General features: G+C 54.3%; 21 protein-coding genes. 7 read left to right on the forward strand and 14 right to left on the reverse strand.

Features of this window, described 5'->3' with window-relative positions:
- Positions 1-53: 53 nt before the first annotated feature.
- Both catC and AC1RP7_RS02940 read right to left on the reverse strand, forming a co-directional pair.
- Positions 54-344: a muconolactone Delta-isomerase gene (catC, locus tag AC1RP7_RS02935; protein WP_218432980.1), complete on the reverse strand. Its 291-nt coding sequence runs from the start codon at positions 342-344 to the stop codon at positions 54-56.
- A 10-nt stretch (positions 345-354) separates the two neighbouring features.
- Positions 355-1,503 (reverse strand): muconate cycloisomerase family protein, encoded by a 1,149-nt coding sequence (locus AC1RP7_RS02940; protein WP_493182492.1) that lies wholly within the window; start codon positions 1,501-1,503, stop codon positions 355-357.
- A gap of 124 nt (positions 1,504-1,627) precedes the next feature.
- Here AC1RP7_RS02940 and AC1RP7_RS02945 point away from each other — a divergent pair, with 124 nt between their 5' ends.
- Positions 1,628-2,515 (forward strand): LysR family transcriptional regulator, encoded by an 888-nt coding sequence (locus AC1RP7_RS02945; RefSeq protein ID WP_057715474.1) that lies wholly within the window; start codon positions 1,628-1,630, stop codon positions 2,513-2,515.
- A gap of 232 nt (positions 2,516-2,747) precedes the next feature.
- Here the strand turns inward: AC1RP7_RS02945 and AC1RP7_RS02950 are convergent, their stop codons facing one another.
- A complete protein-coding gene (locus AC1RP7_RS02950; protein WP_493182494.1) occupies positions 2,748-3,647 on the reverse strand; it encodes a polysaccharide deacetylase family protein in 900 nt (299 codons plus the stop codon).
- Positions 3,648-3,854: 207 nt separating this feature from the next.
- Between AC1RP7_RS02950 and AC1RP7_RS02955 the strand changes: the two genes are divergently transcribed.
- A complete protein-coding gene (locus AC1RP7_RS02955; RefSeq protein ID WP_218498330.1) occupies positions 3,855-4,535 on the forward strand; it encodes an SOS response-associated peptidase family protein in 681 nt (226 codons plus the stop codon).
- A 159-nt stretch (positions 4,536-4,694) separates the two neighbouring features.
- Here AC1RP7_RS02955 and AC1RP7_RS02960 read toward each other — a convergent pair whose 3' ends face one another.
- The 3 genes from AC1RP7_RS02960 to AC1RP7_RS02970 all read right to left on the reverse strand — a co-directional run bounded on the left by AC1RP7_RS02960 (position 4,695) and on the right by AC1RP7_RS02970 (position 5,915).
- Complete coding sequence (locus AC1RP7_RS02960) at positions 4,695-4,841, reverse strand: hypothetical protein (RefSeq protein ID WP_167362858.1); 147 nt, start codon at positions 4,839-4,841, stop codon at positions 4,695-4,697.
- Positions 4,842-4,905: 64 nt separating this feature from the next.
- Positions 4,906-5,217 carry an AzlD domain-containing protein gene (locus AC1RP7_RS02965; protein ID WP_167362889.1) on the reverse strand — a complete coding sequence of 104 codons (312 nt, stop codon included), beginning with the start codon at positions 5,215-5,217 and terminating at the stop codon, positions 4,906-4,908.
- Positions 5,217-5,915, reverse strand: a complete 699-nt coding sequence (locus tag AC1RP7_RS02970; protein ID WP_007978998.1) for an AzlC family ABC transporter permease — start codon at positions 5,913-5,915, stop codon at positions 5,217-5,219. Before AC1RP7_RS02970 ends, AC1RP7_RS02965 begins: the two co-directional genes overlap by 1 nt.
- A gap of 167 nt (positions 5,916-6,082) precedes the next feature.
- Here AC1RP7_RS02970 and AC1RP7_RS02975 point away from each other — a divergent pair, with 167 nt between their 5' ends.
- From AC1RP7_RS02975 to AC1RP7_RS02990, 4 genes are all read left to right on the forward strand, one after another.
- Entirely contained in the window at positions 6,083-7,018 is a 936-nt protein-coding gene (locus tag AC1RP7_RS02975; RefSeq protein ID WP_493182497.1) for a diguanylate cyclase, read from the forward strand.
- Between the two features lie 285 nt (positions 7,019-7,303).
- A complete protein-coding gene (dapA, locus tag AC1RP7_RS02980) occupies positions 7,304-8,179 on the forward strand; it encodes a 4-hydroxy-tetrahydrodipicolinate synthase (protein WP_493182499.1) in 876 nt (291 codons plus the stop codon).
- Positions 8,180-8,239: 60 nt separating this feature from the next.
- The gene (locus AC1RP7_RS02985; protein WP_492625381.1) at positions 8,240-8,605 is read left to right on the forward strand and encodes a DUF2784 domain-containing protein; all 366 of its coding nucleotides are present in this window, start codon (positions 8,240-8,242) and stop codon (positions 8,603-8,605) included.
- 190 nt (positions 8,606-8,795) lie between these two features.
- A complete protein-coding gene (locus AC1RP7_RS02990) occupies positions 8,796-9,497 on the forward strand; it encodes a LuxR C-terminal-related transcriptional regulator (RefSeq protein WP_492625380.1) in 702 nt (233 codons plus the stop codon).
- A gap of 64 nt (positions 9,498-9,561) precedes the next feature.
- Here AC1RP7_RS02990 and AC1RP7_RS02995 read toward each other — a convergent pair whose 3' ends face one another.
- The 8 genes from AC1RP7_RS02995 to AC1RP7_RS03030 are packed head-to-tail and all read right to left on the reverse strand — an operon-like array spanning position 9,562 to position 18,861.
- A complete protein-coding gene (locus tag AC1RP7_RS02995; protein ID WP_493182502.1) occupies positions 9,562-10,290 on the reverse strand; it encodes an SDR family NAD(P)-dependent oxidoreductase in 729 nt (242 codons plus the stop codon).
- Entirely contained in the window at positions 10,271-11,959 is a 1,689-nt protein-coding gene (locus AC1RP7_RS03000) for an FAD/NAD(P)-binding protein (RefSeq protein WP_492625378.1), read from the reverse strand. Before AC1RP7_RS03000 ends, AC1RP7_RS02995 begins: the two co-directional genes overlap by 20 nt.
- 23 nt (positions 11,960-11,982) lie before the next feature.
- Positions 11,983-13,305, reverse strand: a complete 1,323-nt coding sequence (locus AC1RP7_RS03005; RefSeq protein ID WP_493182504.1) for a DegT/DnrJ/EryC1/StrS family aminotransferase — start codon at positions 13,303-13,305, stop codon at positions 11,983-11,985.
- A 44-nt stretch (positions 13,306-13,349) separates the two neighbouring features.
- Positions 13,350-14,096 (reverse strand): radical SAM/SPASM domain-containing protein, encoded by a 747-nt coding sequence (locus AC1RP7_RS03010; protein WP_493182506.1) that lies wholly within the window; start codon positions 14,094-14,096, stop codon positions 13,350-13,352.
- Positions 14,097-14,153: 57 nt separating this feature from the next.
- Entirely contained in the window at positions 14,154-15,506 is a 1,353-nt protein-coding gene (locus tag AC1RP7_RS03015; protein ID WP_493182508.1) for an amidase family protein, read from the reverse strand.
- Positions 15,507-15,525: 19 nt separating this feature from the next.
- Complete coding sequence (locus tag AC1RP7_RS03020) at positions 15,526-16,326, reverse strand: sugar phosphate isomerase/epimerase family protein (protein ID WP_492625374.1); 801 nt, start codon at positions 16,324-16,326, stop codon at positions 15,526-15,528.
- On the reverse strand, positions 16,319-17,500 hold the full coding sequence (locus AC1RP7_RS03025; RefSeq protein ID WP_492625373.1) for a 3-dehydroquinate synthase family protein: 1,182 nt from the start codon (positions 17,498-17,500) through the stop codon (positions 16,319-16,321). The genes AC1RP7_RS03020 and AC1RP7_RS03025 overlap by 8 nt, the downstream gene beginning before the upstream one ends.
- Complete coding sequence (locus tag AC1RP7_RS03030) at positions 17,497-18,861, reverse strand: MATE family efflux transporter (RefSeq protein ID WP_492625372.1); 1,365 nt, start codon at positions 18,859-18,861, stop codon at positions 17,497-17,499. Before AC1RP7_RS03030 ends, AC1RP7_RS03025 begins: the two co-directional genes overlap by 4 nt.
- 226 nt (positions 18,862-19,087) lie before the next feature.
- On the opposite strand from AC1RP7_RS03030, the gene AC1RP7_RS03035 reads away from it, so the two are divergent.
- The gene (locus tag AC1RP7_RS03035) at positions 19,088-22,192 is read left to right on the forward strand and encodes an amino acid adenylation domain-containing protein (RefSeq protein WP_492625371.1); all 3,105 of its coding nucleotides are present in this window, start codon (positions 19,088-19,090) and stop codon (positions 22,190-22,192) included.
- The last annotated feature ends 11 nt before the right edge of the window (positions 22,193-22,203 follow it).

The raw sequence follows: 22,203 nt of genomic DNA on the forward strand, positions 1-22,203 counted from the left end.
TGAAGGGTTCCTCATCTTGTAATTATTAGCGTAGCGCGCTGAACAGGCTGGGCTCAGCGGTCATCGTCACGGATGGAAGAAGGATGCCGGCACATCGCGTCGATTTCGATGGCCATGTACGGGAACAGCGGTAATTGCATCAGCAGGTCATGCAGTTCCTGAACGCTGTCGACATCGAACACGCTGTAGTTGGCGTAGTGCCCGGCGATGCGCCACAGGTGGCGCCACTTGCCCTGCTCTTGCAGGCGCTGGGCCAGGGCTTTCTCGTCAGCCTTGAGTTTGGCTGCCGCTTGCGGATTCATGTCGACCGGCAGATTCACGGTCATTTTTACGTGGAACAGCATAATGCTCTCCTCAGGCTTGATGAATGGCGGTGGATGTCTTGTCGCGGCGGAAGAACGCCAGGCGCTCTTCATCCAGGCTCAGGCCCAGGCCCGGGGTGTTCGGCACGTGCAGTTCAAAATCGCGATACACCAGCGGTTCGCTGAGAATGTCTTCGGTCAGCAGCAACGGGCCGAACAGTTCGGTGTCCCACGCCAGCTTGTTCAGGGTGACGAAGGCATGGGCCGAGGCCATGGTGCCCAGGCCACCTTCAAGCATGGTGCCGCCGTACAGGGCAATACCGGCCGCTTCAGCGATCGAGGCGGTGCGCAATACAGCACGTGGGCCACCGTTTTTGGCGATCTTCAGAGCGAACACCGAAGCCGCGCCTTCGCGGGCCAGGTTGAACGCATCTTCCACGCATTCGATGGATTCGTCGGCCATGATCGGCGCCGGGCTCATCGCGTTGAGGCGAGCCATGCCGGCGCGGTTGTTGCGTGAGATCGGCTGTTCGATCAGGTCGATGCCGTTGGTGCCGAGGATCCGGCAGGCCCGCAGCGCCACCGCTTCGTCCCAGGCCTGATTGACGTCGACCCGCACGCTGGCGCGGTCACCCAGGGCCTTCTTGATGGCGATGACGTGGGCCAGGTCGCGGTTGACCTCCCCGGCGCCGATTTTCAGTTTGAAGATGCGATGGCGACGCAGGTCGAGCATTTTTTCCGCTTCGGCAATGTCCTTCTCGGTGTCGCCGCTGGCCAGGGTCCAGGCCACGGGCAGCGCATCGCGAACACGACCGCCAAGCAATTCGCTGACCGGCAGGCCGAGGCGTTTGCCCAAGGCATCGAGCAGTGCGGTTTCAATACCGGATTTGGCGAAAGTGTTGCCGCGAATGCTGCGCTCCAGACGCAACATGGCAGCGTTGACATTGTTGCTGTCCTGGCCGATCAACAGTGACGCGAAGTGCGTGTCGATGTTGGTCTTGATGCTGTCCGGGCTTTCATTGCCGTAGGCCAGACCACCGATGGTGGTGGATTCGCCGATGCCTTCGATGCCGTCGGCGCAACGCACGCGGATGATCACCAGGGTCTGGTTCTGCATGGTGTGCATCGCCAGCTTGTGCGGGCGGATGGTCGGCAGATCGACGATGATCGTCTCGATCGACTCAATGGCTGTTGCAAGCATTTCGATACCCGTCAGGTTCTTGAAGTTCTGGAATCGATTCTCGTACGGCTTTTTTCCTGAAGCCAATATAGAATTGGTCTGACTTGATACCTTAAAGGTATGCAACTGATTGACTGGAGGCCCCATGGAACTGCGGCACCTGCGTTACTTCCAGGTATTGGCTCAAACCCTCAACTTCACCCGCGCGGCCGAGTTGCTGCACATCGCCCAGCCGCCCTTGAGTCGGCAAATCCAGCAACTGGAGGACGAACTGGGGGTGATGCTGCTCGAGCGCGGCCGACCGCTGAAGTTGACCGACGCCGGGCGGTTTTTCCACGAGCACTCCACCGCCCTGCTCGAACAACTGAACAAGGTCTGCGACAACACCCGGCGCATCGGGTTGGGTGAGAAAACCTGGCTGGGTATCGGCTTTGCGCCGTCGACACTGTATGGCGTGCTGCCGGAACTGATCCGCCGGTTACGCAGTGGCGAGCCGCTGGAGCTGGAGCTGGGGCTTTCTGAAATGACCACCCTGCAACAGGTGCAGGCGTTGAAGGCCGGGCGCATCGATATCGGTTTCGGTCGAATCCGTATCGACGACCCGGCCATCGTCCAGACCGTGCTCACCGAAGACCGCCTGGTCGCCGCCCTGCCCGCCGGGCATCCGTTGCTCGCAGGGCCCATCAGTTTGCGGGAACTGGCCAAGGAACCCTTTGTGCTGTACCCCGGCAATCCAAGGCCGAGTTACGCCGACCATGTGATTGCCCTGTTCGAGTCCTACGGCGTGAGCATCCACGTCGCGCAATGGACCAACGAGCTGCAAACGGCGATCGGGTTGGTGGGGGCGGGAATCGGCGTCACGCTGGTACCGGCCTCGGTGCAGTTGCTGCACCGCGACGACATCGGCTTCACCCCGCTGCTGGAAGACAACGCCACCTCGCCGATCATTCTCAGCCGACGGGTGGGCGATGTATCGCCGGGGTTGAACCATTGTTTGCGGATGATTGATGAGCTGCTGCCACCAGCAGCGTAAGGCAATAGAACAGGCGATAATCACCTGTGGCGAGGGGGCTTGTCGGATCGCCGCACCGCCCCGTTCGGCGGCGCAGCCGTCGCAAGCTGAGATGGTTTTAGGGCCGCTGCGCGCCCCAACGGGGGCAAGCCCCCTCGCCACAGGTCAGTGTTCACTGGGAACCTGGGTCAGCCCGCAACCCGCCCCGTGAAATTCGCAATGAGTGCGATCCAGTTCTCATTTCTGCAAGCGTCTAACGGGTGTTCCCGCCCCAGATCCAGTTCCAGAACCCCGGCAATTCGACCGGCTGCGAACCGTCACGCACGGTGCGCGCCATGGCCGCCCGCTGTAACGCAGCCTGATCGTCGTAAAACGGCTTGTCGGCGGTTTTCACCCCGGTCTCCCGGGCGCTGTCGAGCAGAATCTGCAGGTATTCGCGGGTATGCCGGGCGGTATAGCGGTTGAGGTCGTGGAAGGTCACCACCACCGGAATCACGCCATCGACCACCGGCAACTCGCTGCGGGCAATGCGTTCGCGAACTTCGGACATCGAGCGCAGCATGTGCGACCGGCGCCGGGGGCTGGCGTTGAAGCCCCAGATCTTGCCGTCATTGGCGCTCAAGTCGGTGAGCAGTACATGCAGGCCATGCCGCTGATAAGCGGCGAAGGTGCGTTTGTCGTAGTTCCAGAATGGCGGGCGCAACAGGGTTGGCGCAGCGCCGGTAATCGCAGCGATGTCGGCGCTGCCATCGGTGAGGGCCTGCTCCAACACGGGTGGGTCAAGGGAACGATGATTGGTGTGCCGGGGTGTTGCCGTGTGGAAGCCCAGGATATGACCTTCGGCATGTTCACGACGCATGATGTCCCGGCCCAACTCGCTGCCACCGGCTCGCGGAGCGCGGGTTTGCACGAAGAACACGGCCTTGATGTCCGATTGCAGCGGGTTTTGCGCCAGGCTCTCCAATACAGTGACGGTCGGATTCCACCAACTCGATGCACTGGGGCCGTCATCGAAGGTCAGCAGAAACCGGATGGGGGGTTGCGCCTGCAAACGCTGCTCGGTCCGCGGAGTCATTTCGATGGGTGCGGCGATACAGCCGAACAAACCCACTGCCAGGGCGCACACCGTTAAACACTTGAACAATCGTTTCATCTTTTGCCTTGGGCCAGACCATCGCGGTCGATACTTCAATGGGCAAGGATCCTTCGCCCGCTCATCCGTCGTCGGCCCGCATCGAGACGACGGGCCGAGGTTGGATAGGGTACACAGGGTTTGGTTCCGGTGCTTGCCAGGCCCGTTTCGCCACGAGCAACTAAACTCAAAGCTTCGGTCGGAGCGTCTTAACCGGAGTGTCAGGCCATGTGCGGACGACTGTCGCAATACCGTGGAATCCACGACTTCGTAGCGGTGCTGAGCATCCCCGACGCGCTGATCAATCGCGTCGGCAACGAACCCCTGGGGCACTATAACGCCGCCCCCACCACGCAACTCGCCCTGCTGCACCTGGAGAATGAGCGGCTGCACGCCGATGCCGTGCGTTGGGGTTGGCGACCGCACTGGGCGACGGATCGCACGGAGCCGGTCAATGCCCGGGTCGAGAAAGTCGCCCACGGCCCGTACTTTCGGGCGATCTGGCCCCATCGCGCGATCTGCCCGATTGACAACTGGTTCGAATGGGTCGACACCGGCGAGGCCAACAAACAACCGTGGCTGATTCGGCGACGGGACCGCGCCCCGGTTTTCTGCGCGGCCATCGGCCAGTACCCCATCGGTGGAGCGCCCCACAGGGAGCACGACGGTTTCGTCATTCTGACGGCCGACAGCGCGGGCGGCATGCTTGACGTGCATGACCGCCGACCGGTGGTGTTCTCGCCCGAACTGGCGCGGGAATGGCTGGACCCGGCCACGCCCAAGGAGCGAGCCGAAGAAATGGCGTTATCCCAGGGCGAGGCCAGCGATGTATTCGAGTGGTACAAGGTCGACAGGGCCGTTGGCAACGTCAGGAACCAGGGCGCCACGCTGATCAAGGAAGTCCCATGAACTGATCAACAGCTGTAGGAGCGAGCTTGCTCGCGATGGACTCAAGAGCGCCGCGTTTAGCCAGTAAACACGCGTAATCGTTAACGACCATCGCGAGCAAGCTCGCTCCTACAGCAGCATTACGCTCAATGGAGGGGCTTCGTTGTATTCCCGTGCTGCTCAGAACTTGCGGTCAGGCTCTGACAGTTCCTTACCGTCGTCAGGATGCTTCCAGTCCGGTACCGAACGTTTCTGCTGCTCAATCTCTTCTTCCGTGGGTTCGTCTTCATCTTCTTCCGGGTCCGGTTGCTTGGGTTCATTGGCCATGTTCACCTCTCTTCCTGAAGGGATCGGTCATCAACTTAAGCTTAGATCAGTTCCCCTGCCCCGCTCAGAGCCACCAGCGCAGCAAAAAGAAGAAGCCCATGCTCAACAGCATGCTGAGCAACGTATTGCGCGTGTAGAGAACCAGCCCGACCGCCACCAGCGAGCTGATCAGATAGGGATTGTCCCAGTGCAGATTCAGCTGTTTTTCCGGCATGAACACAATCGGCCCGCAGATGGCGGTCAACATGCCCGGTACGGCAAACCCGAGGAACTGCCGGGCATTGCTGCTCAAGCGTAGCGGCAGTCGCGGTTCCAGAAAAACATAGCGGTTGAGGAACACCAACACGCCCATTCCGATAATCACTGCCCAGACCATCATGTGCGTCCACCGTAGAATTTATTGCAGACAAACCCGGCGGTCATGCCCGCCAGCCCCGACAGCACCAGCGCCGAGCCCCATTGCCAGTAGCTGAACAGCACCGAGCAGAACAGCGACACCGCCACGCACACCACGGTCGGCACATTGCGCACCACCGGGGTGATCAGGGCGATGAAGGTCGCCGCGATGGAGAAATCCAGGCCCAGGTGTTCAAGACCGGGAATGCTGCTGCCGAGCACAATGCCCGCCAGGGTGAACAGGTTCCAGGCGATGTAGAACGTCAGGCCCACGCCCAGGGCGTACCAGCGGTTGAACTGCTGTTTGTCGTGCTGGCTGGTCAGGGCGAACAACTCATCGGTGAGCAAGAACCCCAGGCCCGCGCGCCAGCGCCCCGGCAATGGCGAAATCACCGAGCGCATGCTCATCCCGTAGAGCAAATGCTGGGAGGTCAGCAGCAGTGTGGTCAGCAAGATCGAAAAAATCCCGGCACCGCCCTTGAGCATGCCGATGGCCACCAGTTGCGCGGCACCGGCAAACACAATGCTCGACAGGCCCTGGCCTTGCAGGGGCGTGAGGTTGGCTTCGATGGCCATGGAACCGGCCAGCAAGCCCCAGGGCGCGGTGGCCAGGGACAACGGCATGATCGCCGCTGCGCCGCGCAAAAAGGCACTGCGCGGCATGATTGAGTTGGACATAACGTTCTACAGACAGGGATAGACCCCAGACTGTGCCAGCAGTCGCGGCCGAAGGCTTGAACAATCTTGCTCACTGATACGTGGCGTGCCATTCATCGGCTGCCCGCTTGATTCGCCAAAGTGCTAGCAACATGATGGCCCTGCATTTTCATCGGGGCAGGCCCTTCATGAGTTCAGTGGAAACCGACAGCGACGTTTATAAAACCCTGCTTGAATCGACCCGGGCGATTCCCTGGCGCATCGACTGGAAAACCATGACGTTCAGCTACATCGGGCCACAGATCGAAGAATTGCTGGGCTGGAAACAGCACAGCTGGGCGACGGTCAATGACTGGGTCGAGCGCATGCATCCGGATGACCGCGACTACGTGATGGACTTCTGCGTCTCGCAATCGCGCGCCGGTATCGATCACGAGGCCGACTATCGCGCACTCACCGAAAGCGGTGAGTACGTCTGGATCCGCGATGTGGTGCATGTGGTGCGCAAGGACGGCGAAGTCGAGGCGCTGGTAGGTTTCATGTTCGATATCAGCGAGCGCAAGAAAACCGAAGAGCACCTGATCCGCCTGCAAAAGCAGCTTGAAGAGTATTCCTTCCAGGACGGCCTGACCGGCATCGCCAACCGGCGCATGTTCGACACCGTGCTGGAGCGCGAGTGGAACAATGCCCAGCGCACCGGCTTGCCATTGTCGGTGATCGTGCTGGATATCGACTACTTCAAGCAGTACAACGACCATTACGGCCACATCAAGGGCGACGAATGCCTGCGCCGCGTTGCGCAAACCTTGTCCCTGGCGGCGAACCGGCCACGGGATTTCATTGCGCGGATCGGCGGTGAAGAGTTTGTCTGGCTGCTGCCGGAAACCGATGCCGAGTCAGCGCGGCTGGTGGCGCACAAGTGCCTGCACCTGATTCGCCAGCAGCAGATCCCCCATGAATTCTCGAACGTGTCGAAGCTGCTGAGTATCAGCCTCGGCGTCGGCACCACCCTGGCGTCGATGCACGCGACGGCCCTGGAATTCGTCGAACAGGTCGATCATTTGCTGTACAAGGCCAAGCACAATGGCCGAATGCGCGCCGAGTACGCTGATTTTCGTGATTGACAAACGGCGCGCCGGCTTTTAAAACTGAGCGCCTCACTCAGGGTGTAAGCAAGTATGTCCGCAACCTTCAATCTCGACTCTTCCGTCATTGGCTTGATTGCCAAGGCGCAAGGTTGCGTTGCGCACGCCCTCAAATCGAAGAAACAGTCGCTCATGTGACCGGGGCGCGCTGTCCCGTCAGATGAGCTGACAGGACATTGAGCGCGACGGACCACCCTCCCCTTGCTTACTCTCCTTCCATGCCCCTGACGGTGACGAAATCGGTCAACCATCAGGAGAAAGTGCATGTCAGCGTTTCAAGGTATCTGGGTTCCACTGGTCACACCGTTCCACAACGGTGCCATCGATTTTGTCGGCTTGCGCCGGCTGGTCAGCCATCTGCTGGAAAAAGGTGTCGACGGACTCATCGTTTGCGGCACCACCGGCGAACCGGCGGCGATGGGCAAGCATGAGCAACTGGCGGTGCTCGATGCGGTGCTGGAACTGGTGCCGGCGCAACAGGTGGTCATGGGCCTGGCCGGTAACAACCTGACCGAGTTGTTGCAGTTCCAGAGCGAGATCCTCAAGCGCCCGGTGGCTGGCCTGCTGGTGCCGGCACCGTATTACATCCGCCCTTCCCAGGCCGGCCTCGAAGCGTTTTTCCGCACGGTCGCCGATGCCTCCAGCGTACCGCTGATTCTCTACGACATCCCATACCGTACCGGCGTGGCCTTCGAACAGGCGACCCTGCTCAACATCGTCGCCCACGAGCGGATCGTCGCCATCAAGGATTGCGGCGGTAATTTTTCCAACACCCTCGCCTTGCTCAACAGCGGCCTTGTCGACGTGCTGTGCGGCGAAGACAACCAGATCTTCAATGCCCTGTGCCTGGGCGCCAAAGGTGCGATTGCCGCGTCGGCGCATGTCCATCCCGAACTGTTCGTACAATTACACCGACAGATCCGCGACAACCAATTGGCCGAGGGCCGCGCTACGTTTTTCCGTTTGCTGCCACTGATCAACAGCCTGTTCCTGGAGCCCAACCCGGCCCCGGTGAAAACCGCACTGGCCCTGCAAGGCTTGATCGGTGACGAACTGCGCGCGCCCATGCAACGCAGCAGTGACCCGATGACCGAGCGTTTGAAGGGTGTGCTCAGCGCATTGGGCCGCGACAATCGATAGAGCAACGGCCTGCGGCCCGAGTAACATGGAGCGATTCGTTCAGCCTTCAGGGGCACCGACATGCTGTACCGAATCGCCGCCGACGGGCTGATGCTGTTTCACTTGCTGTTCATCGTGTTTGTGTTGTTCGGCGGGTTGCTGGTGCTCAAATGGCGCCACCTGATCTGGTGGCACCCGCCGGCCGCGCTGTGGGGTATGGCGGTGGAGTTCTTCCACCTGCCCTGCCCGCTGACCGACTGGGAAAACCTCATGCGTCATGGGGCCGGGCAAAGCGGCTATGGCGCGAGTTTCATCGAGCATTATGTGTGGCTGGTCATCTACCCGGCCGGGCTGACCCCGGCTATTCAACTGTGGCTTGCCGCTGTGGTACTGGTACTCAACGTGCTGGTTTATCTTCGAGTGATCAGGAAGTGGAAGCGCCCCTGAAAGATCGCAGCCTGCGGCAGCTCCTTTTCCAGAGCAAAGAGTTGAATCGGGCGACTAATTTGTAGGAACTGACTCACTCGATAAATGGAAAAGGAGCTGAAAACGCAGGAACAATCCGACTTAACAACCCATCTACAATCGTCAATAGTACCCCCCTATTACGGAAAATTTAAACTGCAAAGGGGGCATCATGAATCGTACGGATCTACTCTCCCTAAAAAATCATATTCACGCGGTCATATCGCAGAGCGAAACAGTCGAAAGTTTATGGGCTACATGCTTTAAAATAATAAAAGAAATGAATTTTGACTATTTCTCCTATCACATCCAGCATCCGACTCCTTTTACAAACCCTAAAGTGCATACTTATGGAAACTACCCACTTGACGCATCAAGCTTCCTTACTAGGAAAAGCTCTCATATAAGCACAGGACATTTTAAGATCACGCCAGAACAGTTAACAATTTTCAATCAAGCACAAAACCATGAAACTTTACACACGATAAAAATAAATGATTCGATTTTCTTTATAACTCAATCCACTCAAAAACCCGAAGGAATAGTAGAACATTTTTTATTAGCAAGAACACATTATGAAATCGACCACCATGAGCTAAAAATATCACGCGCATTAATGAAAACCATTGCAGAAGAAACTTACAGAAAACTACTCAATTTAAACAACACCACTTCACAGACAATATTTTTATCGCCCAGAGAGAAAGAAATACTGCTCTGGGGCGCAGACGGAAAAACCTCAGAAGAAATCGCAATAATTCTCGGCCTATCGCAAGACGCAATAAATTTTCACCACAAGAAAATACAAAAAAAGTTAAATACGACCAACCGCGCACAAGCCATTGCCCATGCAATAGTTAAAGGCTACATATAGAACACAACACACCGGACAAATATCACAGCAAAAAACATCAAATAAGGACCGAATTGTCAGATTATCAATGAATGGTTGCTCCGGCACTCAGGTTCAATATCGTTCCAGTCATTGCGGTGCATTGCTCAAGAAAAAACACGGCCTGTGCAACCTCTTCAGGCTTTACCCAGCGCTTGAGTGCCGTGTTTTTTGCGGCTAGGGCGATCAACTCTGTCACATCAGTGCCCGTTTGGGTCGATCTTGTTTGCAGGCTCTTTTCTTCCCCGGGTGTCATGACATCACCAGGAGCAATGCAGTTGACCCTGATCGTCTGGCCACACTCCCAAGCCAAGGGCCCAATAATGGCGTGCAATGCGCCTTTGGCGGCAGTGTAAAGGGTGTTGCCTGTGTGCTTTGCACCTGGCAAAGCCGCCTGTGAGCCGATGAAAATGATATGTCCTTCCCTTTGCTCCTCCTGCCAACGGCGTATTGCCAGTCGTGCCAATAAGATAGGACTGAATACATTCAGCGCAAAGATCGCCTGCAGCCCGGGTAACCGAGAGTTGACGAACTCATCATCAACACAGGCCCCTGCATTTAAAACGAGCAAATCGGGTATGCCTTTGATTCTTTCAGCCGTTTGCCAAACCTGTTCGATTTTTTTTGTTTGATAAAGATCGCAGACAACATCACCGCCACCCCGCTGCAAGGTAACAACTGCATATCCTGCCTCCCTGAGCGAGTCAGCAATAGCCCGACCAATGCCGTAGCTGGCGCCCGTCACCCATGCTGTTTTACTCTCCAGCGCCTTCATCGAGGGTCTCCATGTCATACCCTAATACAGCAGAAGCGATTCTCTGCGCTTCAACGAAAGGTGTGGACTTGCCATCTATCGTAGGGACATACCAGTTGTAGTAGGTGCTGCCTTCGGTCAGGACCCCTGTAATGAACAAATGCTCTTGTGCCACGCCATACAACGATACTGCTTTTGATTCAGCATTCACGGCAATTCCTGGTGTCGCGAGCCAATCAGTGTGACGTGCATGAATACGCCCGCCGTCAACCAGTGCGCCCAACAACACAGATGTGTTGTTCTTCAGCGTCGGTTGAGAGGTATAGCCTTGCAGAAGTTGGTCGAGATCAAAGGATACCGGGGTGTCAAATACGGTTGACTGCACATTCCAGCAGTGTTTCTTTGGCGCCCATTGCAACTCGGGAGCGGGACCGAGCGGCGTTGAAACAATTCCCGCGTCGATCAACATCAACAACTCGTCCTGGCGGTCATGCTGCGGGCCTATTGCATTACGGTTAATTGCAGAAGCAAAGTGGTTGTAGAACCAACTATGGGAGGATGGCGTCAGCCCCCCGTAATTCACAACAGTCCTGATGGCATCCCGTGCATTCATCAAGACTTCAACTGCACGCTTCACGGCGCTTCCGGATAGCCCCAAATGAGCCTCACAAAGGTCCTGTTTTACGAACTCAACGACCGCAGCACTGTATTCCTGACTGTTTTTTTGCGACATCTCAGGCCAAAGTAAGCCATTCATCAACTCCATGGCGGCCTGCGCCGGCACTTCCCGATCCAGCATGACTCGTGCAACATCCTGGGCGAGCAGCGGATAAATTTCCGTCATGAAGTTGATCGCTGCCTGCCCCCGCTGCTTGCGCAACGCCAGTGCGGCTTGCTTATTGAACTGGAGCGTCGGAGCAAAGACCGCGCGACCATCATCGACAGGACGTGCCCGTGAGGGTAGTCCGCTACGAGAGAAAAGGATGATATTTGGCTCGTTACCTGACGGTTTATAGACGCCATCGGCAAAAATCCCCCCCCTGCCCCGGGTCAATTCAGCGATAGCATCCATGGCCGTCAAACCAAAACCTTGTATTCCGACAGTGCTGCCTGCCGGAATATTCAGGCTACTGAGTTCGGCGGTGTAGATATCAGCGATCATCTCTTGGCCGTTGGCCACTGGAAGCATATGACCGATAGCAACCACTACATGGTCACTGACAATTTTGCGCTGCGTAAGCAAACAGGTGACTTCTTTCTGCCCGGCCTGTTGTACATCGATAGCCTCGTCATCAATGTATTCCACTTGGCAATTCACCGGACAACGCTCCAACAAGCGCTGATACAGTTCATGGCAGTAAGCTCCAAACAGGCGTCTGGGTACGTAAGCGCCGGTATCCGCCGCGATCCCTTTTTGATTCAGCCAGGGCAAGAAATCAACAAACGTGCCTTTGAGCAATGATGTCTGAAATCCCCCCCCGGGGATCAAGGTCAGTAAGCCTGCCACTGTGTTCAGAAGAAACCTGTCAGAGAGGGACTGCTCATGAACGCCCTGCCCCGGCACGCCTTTATTAACGACAACGATCTGTACCTGCTGCTCCGGCTGTTGCGCGGCCAGCGACAAAATACGCTCCAGCACGCAAAGCCCTCGAGGACCCAGCCCGATAATGGTAATACTCACGGCTTTCATGGCATGTGACCTTGTGAATGACATTAAAACGCGTCGGATGTCGGTGCCTGGCGCTCGGAGAGAACCTTATGCGGCTGAGCAACCAGTGTTCTCAAGGCCTGAGCAATTCTTTGCGCTGCGCCAGCGCCTCCCAGCAAAACCCAGTTTGGCAGCGTAATGTGATGACGCCTTGCTGATTCAGCTTGGGGCAGTTGGTAACGCGTCGGCTCGAAATCGCCCTTATTGCTAAAGTTCTTTATTCGCGGGCTCGAGAGTGGGTTGTACAGCGTGAACTTATTCATCGGCTGATAAAGCGGGCTGACTTGAACATTCAACTCTTCGGTCATGGCCAGGGCCAAGGCGTCTATCGTGCATCCAGGGAAGTACTTTCCGAGCCCTACTTTCATTACCAGGTTGTAATAGGTACACCGTGTATTACGTGGATCACGTCGCAAGAAGGTGACGAAGTCCTCCTCACCTTTGAACAAAACCTGCAAGGTCTCTGCGCACTCTTCACGTTGCGCATTCTGCCGATCCAGGTGCTGCAGCCGGTCAAGCAATATGGCGGATTGAAATTCCGTCAGGCAAAAATTCTGCCCTTGTACCGTTCCTCGCTCTACCAGCTCCAAACGTCTCTCTTCAGGCGTCCCCGAAAACAGCCGGCCGTCAGCCCTCAATTGCTCAAGCTTCTCCGCCAGTACGGGATCCGATGTCACAACGGCTCCCCCTTCTCCTGAGGTCAGCACCTTGGCTTGTTGCATGCTGAAACATCCCAGGGCGCCAAATGTACCTACCTTGCGGCCACGCCACATTGCCCCGTGAGCCTGCGAGCAATCCTCAATAAGCGGGATTTTGTAACGCTCGCAAATGTCCACGAACGAGTCGATGTCCGCCGTTCGGCAGTAGGCATGTACAAGCAAGATCGCCTTTGTTTTCGAGTTAATCCGTGCTTCGGCCGCTTGCGGTGACATCGCCATGGACTCGGGATCAATATCAACCAGCACCGGGACTGCGCCCACGCTGCAGGTTGCGGAAGCGCAGGCCACCCAAGTCAGGCCGGGGATCAATACTTCGTCGCCCGCCCCTATGCCCAATGCCAGAAGCGAAATCGTCAGCGCAGAGGTTCCGCTAGTGACAGGCGTGCAATACCGAGTACCACAGTACTCGGCAAAAGCCCTTGCAAATCGTCGCTCATAGGCCTCTTGGCCGCTATAAGCTCCACTTATCGTCCACCGTGTCGACTTCAGCACCTCAGTAATGACTTTCAGAGTATCGCTGTCATGGGAAGGCCATTTTGGCCAAACGTGCGTTGTCACAGGTGTGTTGGAGCCAATTGAAGTTGTTGTATCGGTAATAGGAATACTCATGACTTTTCCTAATGATGGGTTATGGCCTGGTTAAAAGAAATGGCTCAAGAAATGAGATCCCAAAAAGGTTCGGAGCGATCGGACTTTCCAAGTGTGGTATGGGCGCGGTTGGTGCAGTTGGTACACATCTCGCAAGCACCTTTACGATTACCGATTTCCAACTCTCCTCGAATACGCGAGTAGTCATCACTGTTCCAAATCTCGGCAATGGACTGGTCGCATATATTGCCCATGACATGACTTCGATAGGCGTCCTCGTAACACAGGACAACATCTCCAGTGATCGTAACGATCAACATTTCCGTAGGTGCAAAACATCGTTGAGAGATATCCAGTTCCGTGGCCTTTGGCAGTTCCGCCATTTTTCCGCCACGATTGGTCAGCACCAGATCGTCTGAGAACTGGACAACTTGTTTGGGCCTGGGCGGGTGTGATTTTCCGCTGTGGGAAGTGATAACAATCATTTGCATGCCGGCATCGACCAGCGAGTCATACCGCTGCTGAGTAAGAAGATCCCCGTTTGTAAACAGTACAGGGCGGCATTTTGGAACCGCCTGTAAAATACGCCTGACGACACACTCCAAACCTTTATGTATTAGCGGTTCATTATAAAAATGAAAGGAAATTCTCCCGTCGAAATCTATTTCCTCCAACCGGAGAATAAACGACGACAGCACGTTCTCCTGAATTAATCTGGGCACCTGAGGGAAAGGCATAATCGACACAGGGCAATAGCTGCATTTTCGATTACACCGCGAATTTATTTCTATTTCAACGTTCAAAAGTCTCATAAAACCTCGCTTCGTAATTTTCAAATGACAGCGTTCACTATTGTTTTCAGCGGTGCTTCATCCTTTGACGATAGTTTCAATAGTGCGGCAGATTGCCAATGCATGTTTATGGTCAATAGCCGGGGAGCACAACATTTCAATACCGACCGGTAACGCATCTGGGCCCGTCACGGAGAAATTCATTGCAACTGTTTCAGCACAGCTGGAGACCGAAACATGGCGGGCCAGTGCCAGATGATCAGCTGAAAATTCATTTCGACTATTTATCGCAGGTGCTGCTATTCCGACGGTGGGATGTATCAGCACCTGGCATTTGCTTCTATTGAAATAATCGACAACGTCTTGCTTTATTTCCCCCGCGACCGCCTGAGCGCGCTCATACACGGGTAGACTAGGCCTGCCTGGTGGAAAAGCCAGTGCCTTGATTCTATTGGCTACCGAGGTATCACGACTTTCAAGTAGTTCTTCCAGTGACGCGGGCCCCTGTGATCGAGAACCGAGATAAGAGTTAAACGCTTCTAACAACTCATGGTTGACGATCGTTGCTAATGCATGAGCTGCCAACTCGAATGAGGCAGGTACCTCTTGCATGACAATATGGGCACCCGCGGCGGAAAGTTTAAATATTGCCTCGTGCATGCTCTCTTCAATACTCGGCGTCAATGCCGCCAGAGAAAAGTTTGCCGCAACGGCAATATGCAAATCGATAGGCTCTACGGCGGGTAACTCCTGGTACTCATGGATGAGACTGTCCAGCAACGAGATATCGTCAAGGGTATTCGCGATCAGCCCTAACCGATCGTAACCGGAGGACGTCAGCGGACAAACTCCATCCGTGGCAAACCCCGGGCAAGGCGCTCGATAAGCAGAAACGCCACAGAATGCCGCCGGGATACGTAGCGAACCCACTGTATCTTCGCCGACGGCGAAATAGACAGCACCGCCTGCTACTCCTGCTGCGCATCCACCGCTGCTCCCACCCGGAGAGTGATGAGGGTACGCAGGATTAACCACCTGCCCGAAGTAGGGGTTATCGGATGACCAGCCATAACTCATTTCATCCAGATTAGCTTTGCCGATACAAATGGCACCCAGGGATCTCAAGCGGCCAATAAGTGAATTATCAGCTGGCGGGTAATTGTTGTTCAGGACTAGAGTACCGTTAGTTGTCGGAAACCCTGCCACGTCAATACTATCCTTGACGATATAACTTATGCCGGAAAGTATTCCGTCTCGACGTTTCAATTCTGCACGGCCAGAAAAGTCACTTTCCGGAGCAGCAGATATCCGATTGACAAAGACGTTATAGTTGTCCACCCAGTCGCTGTCTTTATAAAACGGATGCGACGCATCCATTTTGATTGACGCCGATTGCTCCAACGCTTGACGCAGATTTTTCTTGCTAAGCATCTGCTGCACCCTCTGATATTTACCCTTGCGTACCGGAAAGACATGAGCGCAGAAAAGCGATATCGGCGTTCAGCCCATCCATGGAAAGTTTGGAGTAGTCATTTTCAAGGATGTAGGCTTCACAAAACCCCAGTTTCTCTATTCGTTCAATAATGGCAGCAACACGTCCTTCACCCTGCCCTAAAAGGGCATTACCATAACCAGGCAGGACACCATCCTTGACATGAACCTGGGAGAATAAATAGGGATGAACTGAAGAAATAATGTCTTCAACTGAATGCCCCCAGCGGACTGGATTAAAAATATCCAGAAGCACCCTGAAATTGGGTTCACCAACCTGCCCCACCAGCGCTAACTGTTTTTCCGCCGACAAACTGTTTTCGCTGGCAATCAAGACTTTGTGTTGTTGCGCCGATTGACACAACTCTTTGAAGAATACTGCCGTTTCGGCAAGGTCATCAGCCCCAACTATTTCATTTTTATTGAAGCTCGGGATATAAATGGCAGATATATCCAAAAATTCTGCTACATGGAAAACATGTAGGCAAAACTCAAAAAACTCAGTTTGGAATTTTTTCCCGGCATAACTATTCAGGCCAAAGTCCTCAACCAGATTCAATCCTAGGGCACTGATTTTCTGACGACTATCGCTACACCCCAGACATTGACGCAGCTGTTGCTCATTGCCGACACGACACGCCCTCAACATACGCATCTGGGACAGCGTCTGGATGCCCACGTGCATCATCATTCCATCAGGCAAAGTGCCAGGCAGGCCAGATTCGGGCAAGCTCCAGGCTGCGCAACCTACGTTAGTCATCGTAGGATTCCAGGTAAGTAACCGCCTGCTGCAACTGCCCGCAAGAAAGCTCACGCCAGTGTTCAATATAAGCAACCGTGCCAATCGTTACAGGGATAACCAGGTTCAGCGCTCCGGCACGATGCGCAACGATCGCCGCCAAGGATTCATACAGGGCTGCTGTCTCGACCTCTGCGGGGACAGTCACTCTCAAGCCTGCACTTTTCAGCGCATTAACAATGACATGGCAGGTATCCCACGCCAGCAGATTGCGTTGGGCACTGATAACGGCAGATACGGCAATGTCGATAGCCACGGCTTCACCATGACTCACTTTATAGTTAGTCGCCGATTCAATATGAGGGCTAAAGGTATGACCAAAGTCGACATACCGCTGATAACTATCAAGCTCATACAAATTCTCAGACAATTCCGTCAGCATGCCAGCCACAGAGCGGTCAATAACCTCCCAGCCTATTGCGCTTTGGAGTTTCTCCTCATTCATGTGAGCCGAGACGCTGACCAGTTGCCTGAAAAGTTTTGCATCCTTGATGATGGCTATTTTGATCGCTTCCGCAAAACCGGCTCTTAAATGCTCTACGGCGAGGGTCTTTAAAAAACAAGGGCAAACAAAGGTATACTCCGCCGGGTAAAATGCCCCCAAGACACTTTTTTTACCATCATAGTTAATTCCGTTCTTTATGCCGACCGAGGCATCAATCATGCCAATGAATGTAGTCGGAACCTTTATGCACTTTACACCGCGCCTGTATATCGAAGCTGCAAACCCGACAATGTCCAGGCATACGCCGCCACCGACGGCAATAATCTGGCCATTTCTTGGCAAGCTGACGTCCTTCGCCAGGCGACACACTTCCAGCGACATCTCAATTTCTTTATTTTCCTCGGTTACGGCAAGCTCAAAAAAATTGACACGCTCTCCTCCTTTCAACTGAGAGAATTTTCTGCGAATGGCTTCTCCATACAGAGCATTTACGGTCGGAGTGTAAATAACCATGACAGAGGCGGTGTCGACGATAGATTCCAGCAAGCCAGAGCTTTCTGAAAATATATTGTCAGAAAGAAAAATCTTGTACTCCCTTAATAGAGTGGTACTAATTGCATAACGATTGTCGCCCTGCTTTAGCTCAGATACTGAATGCCACCTATTTGAAAAGCTCATTAAGTTACTCATGATCTACGCCCCTCTTTATTCATTAACAACGTATCAAATCCCAGCGAAGTGGCGGCTACAGGCTCTGGTGCAACCTGCACAAGTCGCTTTATGACAAGTTTCACCGCACAACTACTGACTATCGCCTGAGATAGAAAAGCAAAGTTCGAGAGCAAGCATAACCATTGAAGGGTGACTTTGTTCAGACTGACCAGAAATAACAAGGGGAAAGCAAATATTGCCAGGCGAGTACAAATAGCCAGCAACGACCAGGCCGTTCGCCCGGACGCCTGTAATATCGAGCCATTGATATGTATCAGGCCCGATATCACAAAGTTCAACGAAATGCACGTCAGAAAATAGGCGGCCTTACCTTCTACATGGCTGTCGCTGGAAAAAAAAGACACCATGACACTTCCCCACAAAAAGCACCCTGCCGTCAAGCACAGCATAGTACTCACTACCATCGTCAACGAAACAACATATATTTTTTTGACTTTGCCAATATCGTTGGCGCCAAAACAGTATGCAGCTACTGGAACGCATCCATAAGCAACCGAAACGGATGGAATAAAAAGTGCCTGGATTAACATTAACCCAATCCCGACTGCCGCCTGCACTTGCGCGCCCAGTTTTGCAGCTGCCCAATACATCAGTCCGGTGTACACATAAATCACAAACGTTTCCAAGCCAGCTGGCAGGCCGACTGAGATGATTCGTCGTGCGATAACGCTCTCCCAGCAAAACGCTATTCTCGGCTGTGCAAAATGACGATAGCGAACAACCGCTCTATATAGGATGATCACCGCTGCAACCGAGGTTGCCAGGGTTGTAGCCATTCCTGCGCCTAACGTGCCAAGCCCGGTGATACCCGGTACACCGAAGATCAGTAACGGCGCCAAAACCAGGTTGATTGGAACGGAAATGCATTGAGCAACCAAGGGCCCATAGGGCTCGCCAGCTGCACGCAGCCCGAACGTTGTCACAGTGATAATAATTTGCAGCGCTAATCCAGGCATATAGCCATACAAATAGGATTCACCCATCTTTTGTGCGGCCTCACCTGAGGCAAACCCTGACATGGCGCGCCCGCCGCCCATATAACCCGCAACGACAACACATACACCGCAAGCGATAGCCATCAGCCCTGCATGAATAAAAACCGTACGCGCCTGTGCATACTTCCCTGCCCCCAACGCCTGGCCAATCAAGGACACAGCACCTATCCCCAGTAGTTGGCCAAACATGCCGGTAAGCAAAGCAGCGGTGGCTGTAGAGGTGACCCCTGCTATGGCATCAGCGCCCAACCGACTGACAAAAAACAAATCAATAACCAGATATAAGGATTGAATAACGATTCCCACCCCAATGGGAATTGACATGTGCGAAATGCTCTTTGCGACCCTTATATAATCAGCAAACATAGCCTCTCACTCTAACGGAATTACAGCACTACGCGGGAGTGCCTTGCTGCAGTGCGAATGGGTAGAAGAATAGTACCTGCGTGGAAGCGCACAACTACCAAAATTGGTAGTTGTGCCTTAATTGCGTAGCCGGCACGATAACTGGTGAGCCATCGATTATCTGTCTGCCGAGGGGATGTTTTATATGGGTCATCGCACTTACGACAGCATTATAGACATGATCTTACATCACGTAACCGCTTCCCCTGATCGCGTCGCCGTTAAATGCGGGGCACAGTGGTTAACCTATAGGCAACTGAACGAACAAGCGGAGCGAGTGGCTGCGTACCTGGAGCAAACGGGTGCCGCAAACCATGGAATTATCGCTGTTGCCATGGAGAGAACAGTCCAACTGGTAGCCGTCTGCTTGGGAATCATGAAGCATGGCAGTGCCTATCTCCCAATAGACATCGAACACCCAAAGGAAAGAATCCAGAGCGTGCTGAACAACGCCAAGGTTGAGCATATTTTTTGCGACGCCCCTGTATCTTTTCCTCAGCGATTCTCTGAGAGGATCGTAAACCCCCAAGATATTGTCAATGATAGCTATCAACGGAAAAGGACGAATCTTCCAAATAGTGAGACGCCGGCTTACTGCATTTATACGTCTGGCTCGACAGGCGAATCTAAAGGAGTGCTAATAAGCCATGGTGGGTTACTGAATCATACCCAATGGTTTATAGATGAATTTGGCGTTACTGAAACAGACATCATATTGCAACGAACCTCGGTCGCATTTGACGCGTCCGTATGGGAACTGTGGACTGGGCTGGCGGCTGGCGCCTGTACGGTCATGCTGCCCGCCGCTTATGCTAAACATCCGTTTGGCATATTATTGACACTGCAACAAGAGCATATATCGATTGCGCAATTTGTTCCGACACTGCTACTTGAATTAGTGCGATTAAGGCAATTCGAGCATATTCCCTGCCGATTGGTCTTTTGCGGTGGTGAGTCATTAACCTGGGCGCTTGTCGATCAGTTCTTTTCGAAGACCCAAAGTCAGCTGGTTAATCTCTATGGGCCTACCGAAACGACCATCGACGCAACTTTTTGGCGCGTGAACCAGGATACCGGCAGAGATTTGCCTCCATCCATTGGTAACCCCATTCGCGGCATGCAGGTTTATCTGCTGGATGAACAGGGTGGCCCAGTCACGCGGGAGCAAGAGGGGGAAATTGCGATCGCTGGACCAGGTGTAGCGATAGGGTATGTCAATACTCCGGGCGATAACGCCCTGCGTTTTTCAACGCTCAACGTTGATGGAAAGCCAGTACGCATTTATAAAACCGGAGACATCGGGATTGTTTCAGCCTCCGGAGAGCTCTCCTTCCTGGGTCGGCGCGACAGTCAGCACAAGGTGAATGGGCACAGGGTCGAGCTATTGGCCATTGAGCAAATTGTCCAACAAACACCAGGAGTGCATTACGCCACCGTCTATCTCGACACTCTGGTTAGCGGAGAAAAACAGATTTGTGCGTGTTACGTAGCACAGGCCAACGTTGAGACTCACTTGCTTGAGCAAAGAATCAAACAGACAGTCTCAGCACAACTCCCCGCCTACATGCACCCCAGCCAGCTGTATTCGCTTGCCAATCTGCCTCTTTTGCCTAACGGAAAGGTCAATCACAACGCACTGCGTGAGATGAATGTAAAACCCAGTGTCATCATACCGTCAGTCACTGGCGACGCTTCGACATTGGATCGATTACAAGCTATCTGGAAAGAGATCCTCAGCCACCAGGCGATCTCGGCCGACAGCCATTTTTTTGAATGCGGCGCGACTTCCCTTTCGGTGATGATGCTGCTTGGCAGAATTGCCAACCTCTTCAATGTTGACCTGACCCCCAAAGATATTTTCGACCATCCGATACTGGCTCAGCAGGCGGGGTTGCTCAACGGCAGCGCACGCCAGGGTGATGAAAACAGCCTATTGCTGGACGCCCAAGCCTGGCGCAAGCGCGAAGGCGAAGATACGCCCGGACTGGCTCAACGCGAGATTCTTGAAAAGCCCCCCGAAACCCCAGCCTATCTGGAAAATGTGGTGATGGCGTTTTACATTCGAGGCGAGTGTTCAGTGGCCAGGGTTCGCGAAGCCTTCGGCGCCGTACTTGAACAGCAACCAGCGTTACGCTGCAGTTTCGAACTCAACTCACACGGCCAGTGGCGTCGTTCACAACACGCCCTTGATGAGTTTCCGTTGCCTTTTCACCTGATAAACCTGCCGCTTGAAAGCGATATCAGCCAAACCGTGGCCGATCTGATCGTTGAAGAATCATTGACCGCTTTTGACCTGAGACATCCACCGTTGATTCGGGCAACCTACCTTGAATGCCAAGGGACGGATGACGTGCTGATCATCACCGCCCATCACATTGCATTCGATGGCTGGTCAGGTGCGGTACTGATGGACCAGCTTTGCGCGCACTATCAGTCGTTACTCGCTACCGGCGTGCCTGACGAAGCCAAATATTGCCTGCAATACGCAGAATTTACTGATGCCCAACATCAACGTTTGGCTGAAAACCTGCTGGATAGACATAGCGCTTTTTGGCAAGAGACACTGAAACAACTGCCCGAACCCTTTCCGTTGCGCGGTGCTATTCAGCGGCCTCAGCAATTTACCTATCGCAGTGCCGTTCTACCGCTCAACCTGGATGCGCAATACCCCGCAATCGCGCAATTGTGCAGCCGAACAGGCTTCAGCCTTTATACCGTTATCCTCACTGCGTTCTTGGTTTCTCTCGCCAGAAACACAGGCACGATCGACCTCTACGTACGCTCTCCAGTAGCCAACCGGACCGACGCGGCCCTGGAGCCGGTAGTGGGGTATTTTGTTCACCCCATGGTGATTCGACCCCGGCTTTCTGAATGGTCTCCTTCTCTGCGGCTGCTGGAGCAGGTCAATCATTGTGTGTTGGATGCCTATGGCCACGCCATGCTGCCGCCGCATATTTTTGAGGCCAACTGTTCGCCCCGCGCTGTCGCTTACGGCTCCCGATTTCCCTATTGGTATAACCACCATAACTATCCCTCACGGCAGCGCCAATTAGGCACCTCACAGCTCCACGGTATCGGGGTTCCGTCCAGCGGGATTAAGACCGATGTTTCGCTTAACACACTACGTACCGAAAGCGGATTGGTCGGTAGTCTTTCCTACTACCGTGACGCCATTCCTGACGATTGCGTGCACGCCCTGTTGGTCAGCTTCAAGCAGGCATTGAATGAGTTACTTGCCATCGGGAAGTGACAGCAAGTAGT

It is taken from the genome of Pseudomonas sp. GW822-FHT01E03, assembly GCF_058802985.1.

Excerpts from the sequence above, each read along its gene's own strand:
- catC (WP_218432980.1), bottom strand. The coding sequence starts at position 344 with ATGCTGTTCCACGTAAAAATGACCGTGAATCTGCCGGTCGACATGAAT.
- AC1RP7_RS02940 (WP_493182492.1), bottom strand. The coding sequence starts at position 1,503 with ATGCTTGCAACAGCCATTGAGTCGATCGAGACGATCATCGTCGATCTG.
- AC1RP7_RS02945 (WP_057715474.1), top strand. The coding sequence starts at position 1,628 with ATGGAACTGCGGCACCTGCGTTACTTCCAGGTATTGGCTCAAACCCTC.
- AC1RP7_RS02950 (WP_493182494.1), bottom strand. The coding sequence starts at position 3,647 with ATGAAACGATTGTTCAAGTGTTTAACGGTGTGCGCCCTGGCAGTGGGT.
- AC1RP7_RS02955 (WP_218498330.1), top strand. The coding sequence starts at position 3,855 with ATGTGCGGACGACTGTCGCAATACCGTGGAATCCACGACTTCGTAGCG.
- AC1RP7_RS02960 (WP_167362858.1), bottom strand. The coding sequence starts at position 4,841 with ATGGCCAATGAACCCAAGCAACCGGACCCGGAAGAAGATGAAGACGAA.
- AC1RP7_RS02965 (WP_167362889.1), bottom strand. The coding sequence starts at position 5,217 with ATGGTCTGGGCAGTGATTATCGGAATGGGCGTGTTGGTGTTCCTCAAC.
- AC1RP7_RS02970 (WP_007978998.1), bottom strand. The coding sequence starts at position 5,915 with ATGTCCAACTCAATCATGCCGCGCAGTGCCTTTTTGCGCGGCGCAGCG.
- AC1RP7_RS02975 (WP_493182497.1), top strand. The coding sequence starts at position 6,083 with ATGAGTTCAGTGGAAACCGACAGCGACGTTTATAAAACCCTGCTTGAA.
- dapA (WP_493182499.1), top strand. The coding sequence starts at position 7,304 with ATGTCAGCGTTTCAAGGTATCTGGGTTCCACTGGTCACACCGTTCCAC.
- AC1RP7_RS02985 (WP_492625381.1), top strand. The coding sequence starts at position 8,240 with ATGCTGTACCGAATCGCCGCCGACGGGCTGATGCTGTTTCACTTGCTG.
- AC1RP7_RS02990 (WP_492625380.1), top strand. The coding sequence starts at position 8,796 with ATGAATCGTACGGATCTACTCTCCCTAAAAAATCATATTCACGCGGTC.
- AC1RP7_RS02995 (WP_493182502.1), bottom strand. The coding sequence starts at position 10,290 with ATGAAGGCGCTGGAGAGTAAAACAGCATGGGTGACGGGCGCCAGCTAC.
- AC1RP7_RS03000 (WP_492625378.1), bottom strand. The coding sequence starts at position 11,959 with ATGAAAGCCGTGAGTATTACCATTATCGGGCTGGGTCCTCGAGGGCTT.
- AC1RP7_RS03005 (WP_493182504.1), bottom strand. The coding sequence starts at position 13,305 with ATGAGTATTCCTATTACCGATACAACAACTTCAATTGGCTCCAACACA.
- AC1RP7_RS03010 (WP_493182506.1), bottom strand. The coding sequence starts at position 14,096 with ATGAGACTTTTGAACGTTGAAATAGAAATAAATTCGCGGTGTAATCGA.
- AC1RP7_RS03015 (WP_493182508.1), bottom strand. The coding sequence starts at position 15,506 with ATGCTTAGCAAGAAAAATCTGCGTCAAGCGTTGGAGCAATCGGCGTCA.
- AC1RP7_RS03020 (WP_492625374.1), bottom strand. The coding sequence starts at position 16,326 with ATGACTAACGTAGGTTGCGCAGCCTGGAGCTTGCCCGAATCTGGCCTG.
- AC1RP7_RS03025 (WP_492625373.1), bottom strand. The coding sequence starts at position 17,500 with ATGAGTAACTTAATGAGCTTTTCAAATAGGTGGCATTCAGTATCTGAG.
- AC1RP7_RS03030 (WP_492625372.1), bottom strand. The coding sequence starts at position 18,861 with ATGTCAATTCCCATTGGGGTGGGAATCGTTATTCAATCCTTATATCTG.
- AC1RP7_RS03035 (WP_492625371.1), top strand. The coding sequence starts at position 19,088 with ATGGGTCATCGCACTTACGACAGCATTATAGACATGATCTTACATCAC.